Annotated in this window: 1 rRNA gene; it reads right to left on the reverse strand. The window is 47.7% G+C overall.

The annotated features are described in order from the left end of the window. Positions 1–114: 114 nt before the first annotated feature. Positions 115–354 (reverse strand): 23S ribosomal RNA (locus BHE89_RS22565); the annotation flags it as partial.

Raw genomic sequence — 354 nt, forward strand, 5'->3', positions numbered from 1 at the left:
AATTCTGTTTTATTACCCGTCACTCACCCTTCAACGGCTCGTCACCAGTAATTATCAATCTTAAACAAGCTTACTTCATCGTTTCGTCTCTCTGACAAAACACCTTCGGTGTGTCAGGTTAAGCCTCACGGTTCATTAGTACTGGTTAGCTCAACGTATCGCTACGCTTACACACCCAGCCTATCAACGTCTTAGTCTTAAACGCTCCTTTAGGTCACTCAAGGTGACAGGGAAGACTCATCTCGAGGCAAGTTTCCCGCTTAGATGCTTTCAGCGGTTATCTCTTCCGCACTTAGCTACCGGGCAATGCCATTGGCATGACAACCCGAACACCAGTGGTGCGTTCACTCCGGT

The organism is Shigella sp. FC1967 (assembly GCF_001743005.1).
Classification (GTDB): Bacteria; Pseudomonadota; Gammaproteobacteria; order Enterobacterales; family Enterobacteriaceae; genus Proteus.